Here is a 7,582-nt window from a genome sequence, read left to right as displayed (position 1 = left end):
CTTTATGAAATACATAGAACTTTCTTGTAAGAACGCAATCATATTTTGCTTAGTAATACCGCAAGTATCTTGATAATAGTCATTGAACAATTCCGGCTTCATTCGGAGTGAACGAAATTGCAATTTAGAAAACCATTTTTGCCGAATCAATCCATAACAACCCCCAAACACTGGTTTAATCAACGAATAAATTAGTTTGGATGGAATAACCGCTGCACTCTCGACCATTGCAAAACGACAGATGCTTTTTCGCTGGGATAACATTTCAAGTAATATTTGACCGCCAAGAGATAACCCACCAATTAGCAGTACCGAACCTCCAAAGTTCATATCAATAAAAGAAATGATTTCATCAGCATTGTCTTTGATTGTTGTGAAATTTTCATCGCTTCCTGCGTGACCATCCAATATCGGAATAATTATCTGAAAGTCATTTTGAAGTCGTTCAGATACTTCTCGGTAATTCCACCATGACAAACCGCCGCCATGCAGAAGAATAATCACATCTCGCTTTTGTTTTCCGTATACTTTATATTGCAACTTGCCTCACCTCACTGCAAATTTCCGATTTGTCGTTCTCTTACTTTCTTCCCCGCTGGGGCTTTGGATTTTTCAGCAAGTCCGACTTCTCCTGGGGCGTTCTTCTTACCCATGCGGATGTGGGCGGCTTCTCCTGGATCAACGTGCTGGTCTTTGCCGTCATGCTTCTGGCCTCTCTGGTTCTGCTGGCCGTGGGCGCCGCCCTGGAGCTGCGCAGGCTCCGCAGGCGGAAGGCCCCTCCTTCCTCCGACAGAGACTGACGACAAAAAGTGCTCTCCCAATACGGGACAGCACTTTTTTGTTCCGCAATTACCCCCGGGCGGAACCCACCGTGTGCCGGGCCTTCTGGACCGCCGCGGCCAGGGCCGGAGCGCAGACCACAGCAATCACGGCGTTGAAGGCGGTGGCGGGCAGCTTGGGCACCAGGGCCGCCAGGGCGGGGCCGGTCTGGAGACCGCCCAGCAGCAGCCCGTCCCAGGCAAAGCCCTTGAAGAGGTACAGCGCAGCGTACACGACCGCGCCGGCCACCGTGCCCGCCAGGTTCCAGCCGTACCGCTCCCCCCGGCGCCCGCCGCTCCAGGCCACCAGGCCGGCGGCAACGCCGTAGGCCCCCTTGGTGAGAAAGGTAATCCAGCACTCGGAGATGTACAGGGGGTTGGTCATATCATAGATGGCCGAGCCGATGCCCGCCGCCAGTCCGCCTCCCACCGGGCCCAGGAAAATGCCCGACAGGGCGCACATGATGTTGCCCAGGTGAAAGGACGTAGTGCCCACATTCACCGGCAGGGTGATCCGCAGGGCGGAGCCCACCGCCACCAGGGCGGCCATCAGACCGGCCATAACGGCGAACATCAGCTTTTCGTCCCTTGTGTTTCTGGAATTGAGAATCATAACGCTTCCCTCCTTAGGATTGACTTATACGCTCTGATGCTGTATTATACACGCAACTGACATCTTTAAAATATCCAGTTTTATTATTTTTTATCAGGTCAGTTTTTGAGGAGGCGAGCACGATGTCCACATCCTTCTTTGTGCCCGAAGCGGGGGCGCTTCCCCTCTATGAGCAGATCTACCGCCGCATGGTGGAGGAGATCCGCGCCGGCCGCCTGGCCGCCGGGGAGCGTGCCCCTTCCAAGCGGCAGCTGTGCGCCCAGCTGGGGGTGAGCCTGTCCACGGTGGAGACGGCCTATGGCATGCTGGTGGCCGAGGGGTATCTGCAATCCCAGCCCCGGAGCGGGTACCGGGTGTGCTCCCTGCTGCCCCTGGATGCCCCTGTCCCCCAGGAGACTCCGTCCCCCGCGCCCGCCCCGGCGGCCCCTGCGCTCAGCGACGTATTCTCCACCGCCGCCGTGGACACCCACATCTTCCCCTCCTCGGTGTGGGCCAGCCTGACCCGGGAGGCCCTGAAGGACCCGGATCTGCTCCAGCGGGGGGACCCCCAGGGGGATCTTCCCCTGAGGGAGGCCCTGTGCGATTTTCTCCGCTCCTGCCGGGGCGTGAAGTGCCACAGCGAGCAGGTAGTGGTGGGCGCGGGTATGGAGTACCTCCTGAGCGTGCTCTTCCAGCTCTTTGACCCGGCCACCCCCGTGGCTCTGGAGAATCCGGGGTATCACGCCGCCTATCGCACGCTGGAGAACCTGGGACGCTCCGCCGTGCCCGTGCCGGTGGACCGGCAGGGCATGGCGCCCGGAGCCCTGGCGGCCTCGGGCGCGGGGGTAGCCTATGTGACCCCCTCCCACCAGTTCCCCACCGGGGCGGCCATGCCCGCCGGGCGGCGGACCGAGCTGCTCCGCTGGGCCTACGCCGCCCCCGGCCGCTACCTCATTGAGGACGACTACGACAGCGAGTTCCGCTACGCCTCCCGGCCCATCCCGGCCATGCAGGGCATGGACACCGGCGGCCGGGTGGTGTACACCGGCACCTTCAGCCGCACCCTGGCCCCCTCCATCCGGGCGGCCTACCTCATTCTCCCCGAGACGCTGCTGGAGGTGTACAAAGCCCGGTTTGCCCACGGGGCGTCCACGGTGTCCCGGTTTGAGCAGCGGGTGCTGTGCCGCTTCCTGTCCTCCGGCCAGTACGGGCGGCACCTGCGCCGGGCGGGCAGCCTGTACCGGGCCCGGTGCGCCGCCCTCACCGCCGCGCTGAGGGACGCCTTCCCGGAGGGCCGGATCTCCGGCGCGGGAGCTGGACTCCACCTGCTCCTCACCCTCCCCGGCCGGAACGAGGCCGATTTGGCCGCCCGGGCGGCGGCGGCCGGCTACCGGGTACGCACTCTGGGGGAGTACTGCCGGGGCCCCTCCCCCCTGCCCGGTTCCCTGGTGCTGGGCTTCGCCGGGCTGGATACGGCCGCCGCCCCGGAGGCGGTGGGAGACCTGGCCCGGGCCTTCGGCGGCATGTGACATTCCCCCTCTCCTGTGCATAGGATACTGCGGAGGCGGGCGGAGCCTGCCGGACAGGAAGGAGGCGGCCGGATGGAGGAGACGGGCAGAGATACGCTGGAGCGGCAGCTGGGGGACGCCGACGGGGCGGTGGTCTTTCTGCTGGTACTGATATGCTCTCTGCTGCTCTCCCTGAGCGCCTCCCTCACCCATCGGCGCCAGCTCCGTCTGGCCCTGGCGGGCAGGACGGAGGCGGCGGCGTCCGCGCCGCCGGTACTGCCGCTGCGCAGATGGGCCAGCGTACTGGCAGTGGGGTCTCTGGGCTTTTTCCTGTGCCTGGCCATTCAGGCCTGGCATGACCTGACCCCGGAGGCCGGCTGCGCTGCCCGCCGGTCGGCCGGGCGCAACCTGTGGGCCTCTGTCCTGGTGCTGGCCGCCGCCGTGGTGCGGCTGGACGATCTGGACGCCTCTTCCTCTTCTTCCGCCTCCCACACCCTTGCGGGCTGACCGGCCCTGTCAGGAGGAACATTCAATGGCATATTCAGACCTGGAGCTGCTGGCCCGCATTGTGAAGTGCGAGGCCGGCGGCGAGGGACTCAACGGCATGCGGGCGGTGGCCTCGGTGGTGATGAACCGGGTCAACATTACATACGGCGAGTACGGGCGGCTCCACACGGTCCGTGAGGTGGTCTTTCAGCCCCGGCAGTTCGTCTGCGCCATGGAGACCGTGGGCGGCGAGTACAACGCCCAGAACATCTACAACATGTCCCTGGAGCAGGTCCACTGGGACGTGGCGGAGTGGGCCATGGCGGGCAACCGTCTGACCAACCTGGGCTTTGCCCTGTGGTTTTTTAACCCGTACAGCCCCGAGTGCCGCCCCTTCTTCCCCTCCCAAGTGGGAGAATTCGTCATCCGCATCGGCGACCACTGTTTCTACAACCCCACTGACGCCTATGCGGACACCTGAAATCTGGAGGTTATCCCCTATGGCACAGTATTATCCCGGCGCCGTCGGAAACGGCGCCATGAACGGCGCCGATAACACCGGCTCCCTTGTTGTCCCGCCGGAGGAAAATTTCAATACCCCCGCTATGCAAGGTTCCATTCAGCAGTTCCTGGCGGACAATCTTGGGGAATATGTGGTGGTGGAATTTCTCATTGGCACCAATGCCCTCACGCGGAAACAAGGGGTGCTCTACGCTGTTGGCCGCAGTGTACTCACTCTGTATGAGGAGACCAGCCAGACCTTTGTGGTCTGCGACATCTTCTCGGTAAAGTTCGTCACTTTCTATCTCCCCGGCCAGCGGCCCTACCGGGTACCCATGACCAGCTACGCTCCGGGCAGCATGTATACCCCCAGCGTAGCCCCGATGCCGTCCGCAACCATGCCCGGCACAGGCTGGTCCACTCAGCCCGACACCACACCGATAACGGACAGCGGCACCGCCATGGGCAGCGCCGCATGCCCCGGCGGCTTCTGCGGGGGATATGGCGTCATGACGCCCCGCTGACCTCCAGCCCTCCCTGTGGAACGCCATACGGCGCCATAATCCCCGGCTCCGGGGGGCTTCTGCCCACAAGCAAAGCGCCCGACTCCATCCAAAAACGTGGAGTCGGGCGCTGCTGTATCTTGTTCTGATTGGCTCAGATTTCCTCCTGGCCGGGCAGCCGTCCGCCGAAGGCCTCCACCGCGCGGGCGTCGGCCTCCCGCTTCTCCTCGATGGCCTCCTGAAGGAGCATATCCTTCACCTTCATCAGGCGGATGGTGTTGGACCGCTCGTTTTCATCCAGCTTCATGGAGATATACTTGATGGCCTCCTGCATCTGGGGGATCTTCACATACTCCAGTGCGTTGACCCGGCGGCGGGTCTTTTCAATCTCCTCGGCCAGAAGCTGGGAGGTCTTTTCAATCTGGGCCAGGCGGAGCATATCCTGGAACACCCCCGCCAGGGCGTCCACCGCGTCGTCCAGCTCGCCGGAGGTGGCGGCGAAGCCGTAGGGGTAGATCTCCCCGGCGTCGCTGCTCTTGGTCTTGAAGTGGTACTCCGGCACGTTGACCGACATGATATTGCGGAAGGTCATGTCCAGCTCCACGCTCTGCTTGGGGTAGAGCAGGGACTGCTCCAGCATCTCGGCGGACATGAGGGCGGAGGCCACGGTAAAGGACCCGTGGGCCCGCATCAGCCCGTCCTCCACCTTTTTCCGCAGGGCGCGGTTCTCCCGCACCACGTCCAGGAACTGCTTCATCAGCTCATCCCGCTTGTCTTTGAGCAGCTTATGGCCCCGCTGGGCGGTCTTGAGCCTGGTTTTCAGCCGGGTGAGCTCCATCCGGGTGGGGTTTACATTGATGGCCGGCAAGGGATTCGCCTCCTTTCAAAGTCGGATTCGCCGGTCTGCCTCTCCGCCTGCCGGGGGCGGAGAGGAGGGGCGTCACTCCGCCTTTTGGGGGAGGTACTTGTCGATGAGCTCCGGCTTGATGCGCTTGAGCTCGCTCCTGGGCAGGATGCTCAGCAGCTCCCAGCCCAGGTTCAATGTCTCCTCGATGGAGCGGTTCTCCTCGTTGCCCTGGGAGACGTACCGCTTCTCAAACTCGTCGGCAAACTTGGCGTAGAGCAGGTCGGTGGGCGAGAGGGCGCTCTCGCCCAGGATGGACATGAGCTCCTTCATCTCCTTGCCGGTGGAGTAGGCGGCGAAGAGCTGGTTCATGGTGCCGGAGTGGTCCTCACGGGTCTTGCCGGCGCCGATGCCCTTGTCCTTCAGGCGGCTCAGGGAGGGCAGCACGTCCACAGGGGGGATGACGCCCTTGCGGTAGAGCTCCCGGGAGAGAATGATCTGGCCCTCGGTAATATAGCCGGTCAGGTCGGGGATGGGGTGGGTCTTGTCGTCCTCGGGCATGGTGAGGATGGGGATCATGGTGATGGAGCCGGGACAGCCCAGGCGGCGGCCGGCCCGCTCGTACATGGTGGCCAGGTCGGTGTACAGGTAGCCGGGGTAGCCGCGGCGGCCCGGGACCTCCTTCTTGGCCGCGGACACCTCCCGGAGGGCCTCGGCGTAGTTGGTGATGTCGGTGAGAATGACCAGCACGTGCATGCCCTTCTCAAAGGCCAGGTACTCGGCGGCGGTGAGGGCCATGCGGGGGGTGGAGATGCGCTCCACGGCGGGGTCGTTGGCCAGGTTGGTGAACAGCACGGTGCGGTCGATGGCGCCGGTGCGGCGGAACTCCTCCACGAAGAAGTTGGACTCCTCAAAGGTGATGCCGATGGCGGCGAAGACCACGGCGAAGTTGGACGCCCCCGACCCGCCTTCAGCGGGGCGGATGGCGGCATCTTCACCATGGGAAGATGCCGGTGCGTCCAGCACCTTGGCCTGACGGGCGATCTGGGCGGCCAGGGCCGCGTGGGGCAGGCCGGAGCCGGAGAAGATGGGCAGCTTCTGGCCCCGGACCAGGGTGTTCAGGCCGTCAATGGTGGAGATGCCGGTCTGGATGAACTCGTTGGGGTAGTCCCGGGCGGCGGGGTTCATGGCCAGGCCGTTGATGTCCCGGCGCTCCTCGGGCAGGATCTCGGGCCCGCCGTCAATGGGGCGGCCCATGCCGTTGAACACCCGGCCCAGCATGTCGCCGGACACCGCCAGCTCCAGGGGGTGGCCCAGGAAACGGATACGGGAGTCCTTCAGGTTGATGCCGGCGCTGGACTCAAAGAGCTGGACCACGGCGTTGTCGCCGTTGACCTCCAGCACCTTGCAGCGGCGGACGTCCCCGTTGGGCAGCTGGATCTCGCCCAGCTCGTCGTAGGTGACGCCTTCCACCTTGCGCACCACCATCAGAGGGCCGTTGATCTCCTGTATGGTCTTATATTCGCGGATCATGCCTCCGCCTCCCCTCTCTCGGCCACGGCCTCGATCTCCCGCTCCATCTGGGCGTCGATTTCGGCGTAAACAGCCTGATACACGCCGCTCTCCACGCTCTTGGCCCGGCCGATGCGCTCCCGGGACGGGATGTCGAAGAGGGCCTGCACGTCCGCCCCCCGGCCGATGGCGGCCCGGCAGAGGCTGTCGTAGCGGAGGATCATGGCCAGCAGCTTCTCCTGGCGGTCGTACTCGGAGAAGCTGTCCACGTCCACAAAGGCGTTCTGCTGGAGGAAGTCCTCCCGGACCATCTTGGCCGTCTCCAGGGTGAGCTGGTCGGCGGGGGACAGGGAGTCCTTGCCCACCAGCTGGACGATCTCGTTCAGGCTGGCCTCCTCCTGGAGCAGGCTCATGGCCTTATCCCGGTCCATGAGGAAGGTCTTGCCCAGGTGCTCGTCAAACCAGGGCTTCAGGGAGTCCAGATACAGAGAGTAGGAGTTGAGCCAGTTGATGGCGGGGAAGTGGCGCTTGTAGGCCAGGCTGGCGTCCAGGGCCCAGAACACCTTGACGATGCGCATGGTGGCCTGGCTGACGGGCTCGGACAGGTCGCCGCCGGGGGGCGACACGGCGCCCACGGCGGTCAGGCTGCCCCGGCGGTCGCCGTCGGAGCAGATGCAGGACACGCTGCCCGCCCGCTCGTAGAACTGGGCCAGACGGCTGGACAGGTAGGCGGGGTAGCCCTCCTCGCCGGGCATCTCCTCCAGGCGGCCGGACATCTCGCGCAGGGCCTCGGCCCAGCGGGAGGTGGAGTCGGCGAT

The 7,582-nt window shown here is 63.9% G+C and carries 9 protein-coding genes and 1 pseudogene; 5 read left to right on the top strand and 5 right to left on the bottom strand.

What is annotated here, in order from left to right; genetic code table 11:
* Positions 1–540, bottom strand: a 540-nt coding sequence (locus tag QZY67_RS10995) for an alpha/beta hydrolase (protein WP_295370293.1), incomplete at its 3' end; no start/stop codon positions are given.
* Positions 541–569: 29 nt separating this feature from the next.
* Between QZY67_RS10995 and QZY67_RS10990 the strand changes: the two genes are divergently transcribed.
* On the top strand, positions 570–800 hold the full coding sequence (locus QZY67_RS10990; RefSeq protein ID WP_295370291.1) for a hypothetical protein: 231 nt from the start codon (positions 570–572) through the stop codon (positions 798–800).
* A 49-nt stretch (positions 801–849) separates the two neighbouring features.
* Here QZY67_RS10990 and QZY67_RS10985 read toward each other — a convergent pair whose 3' ends face one another.
* Positions 850–1,431, bottom strand: a complete 582-nt coding sequence (locus QZY67_RS10985; protein ID WP_294531737.1) for an ECF transporter S component — start codon at positions 1,429–1,431, stop codon at positions 850–852.
* A gap of 122 nt (positions 1,432–1,553) precedes the next feature.
* On the opposite strand from QZY67_RS10985, the gene QZY67_RS10980 reads away from it, so the two are divergent.
* The 4 genes from QZY67_RS10980 to QZY67_RS10965 all read left to right on the top strand — a co-directional run bounded on the left by QZY67_RS10980 (position 1,554) and on the right by QZY67_RS10965 (position 4,429).
* Positions 1,554–2,939: a PLP-dependent aminotransferase family protein gene (locus QZY67_RS10980; protein WP_295370288.1), complete on the top strand. Its 1,386-nt coding sequence runs from the start codon at positions 1,554–1,556 to the stop codon at positions 2,937–2,939.
* A gap of 72 nt (positions 2,940–3,011) precedes the next feature.
* Positions 3,012–3,425, top strand: a complete 414-nt coding sequence (locus QZY67_RS10975) for a hypothetical protein (protein ID WP_295370286.1) — start codon at positions 3,012–3,014, stop codon at positions 3,423–3,425.
* A 25-nt stretch (positions 3,426–3,450) separates the two neighbouring features.
* On the top strand, positions 3,451–3,885 hold the full coding sequence (locus QZY67_RS10970) for a cell wall hydrolase (RefSeq protein ID WP_294531742.1): 435 nt from the start codon (positions 3,451–3,453) through the stop codon (positions 3,883–3,885).
* A 19-nt stretch (positions 3,886–3,904) separates the two neighbouring features.
* Positions 3,905–4,429: a hypothetical protein gene (locus QZY67_RS10965; RefSeq protein WP_295370284.1), complete on the top strand. Its 525-nt coding sequence runs from the start codon at positions 3,905–3,907 to the stop codon at positions 4,427–4,429.
* Between the two features lie 133 nt (positions 4,430–4,562).
* On the opposite strand, the gene QZY67_RS10960 is transcribed toward QZY67_RS10965, so the two are convergent.
* From QZY67_RS10960 to QZY67_RS10950, 3 genes and pseudogenes are all read right to left on the bottom strand, one after another.
* Positions 4,563–5,276, bottom strand: coding sequence for a V-type ATP synthase subunit D (locus tag QZY67_RS10960; RefSeq protein WP_295370282.1), 714 nt, complete (start codon positions 5,274–5,276; stop codon positions 4,563–4,565).
* 72 nt (positions 5,277–5,348) lie between these two features.
* Positions 5,349–6,785: a V-type ATP synthase subunit B gene (locus QZY67_RS10955; protein WP_295370281.1), complete on the bottom strand. Its 1,437-nt coding sequence runs from the start codon at positions 6,783–6,785 to the stop codon at positions 5,349–5,351.
* Positions 6,782–7,582 (bottom strand): annotated as a pseudogene (locus QZY67_RS10950) (V-type ATP synthase subunit A); the annotation flags it as partial. The pseudogene QZY67_RS10950 and the gene QZY67_RS10955, both read right to left, overlap by 4 nt.

Origin of the sequence: uncultured Pseudoflavonifractor sp., assembly GCA_904419835.1 — a bacterium.
Taxonomy (GTDB): domain Bacteria; phylum Bacillota; class Clostridia; order Oscillospirales; family Oscillospiraceae; genus Pseudoflavonifractor.
The sequence above is the reverse complement of the archived record's forward strand: the minus strand, read 5'-3'. Positions and strand labels throughout refer to the sequence as shown.

What these genes read in the sequence shown, in the direction of transcription:
- QZY67_RS10985 (WP_294531737.1), bottom strand. Translation starts at nt 1,431, where the DNA reads ATGATTCTCAATTCCAGAAACACAAGGGACGAAAAGCTGATGTTCGCC.
- QZY67_RS10980 (WP_295370288.1), top strand. Translation starts at nt 1,554, where the DNA reads ATGTCCACATCCTTCTTTGTGCCCGAAGCGGGGGCGCTTCCCCTCTAT.
- QZY67_RS10975 (WP_295370286.1), top strand. Translation starts at nt 3,012, where the DNA reads ATGGAGGAGACGGGCAGAGATACGCTGGAGCGGCAGCTGGGGGACGCC.
- QZY67_RS10970 (WP_294531742.1), top strand. Translation starts at nt 3,451, where the DNA reads ATGGCATATTCAGACCTGGAGCTGCTGGCCCGCATTGTGAAGTGCGAG.
- QZY67_RS10965 (WP_295370284.1), top strand. Translation starts at nt 3,905, where the DNA reads ATGGCACAGTATTATCCCGGCGCCGTCGGAAACGGCGCCATGAACGGC.
- QZY67_RS10955 (WP_295370281.1), bottom strand. Translation starts at nt 6,785, where the DNA reads ATGATCCGCGAATATAAGACCATACAGGAGATCAACGGCCCTCTGATG.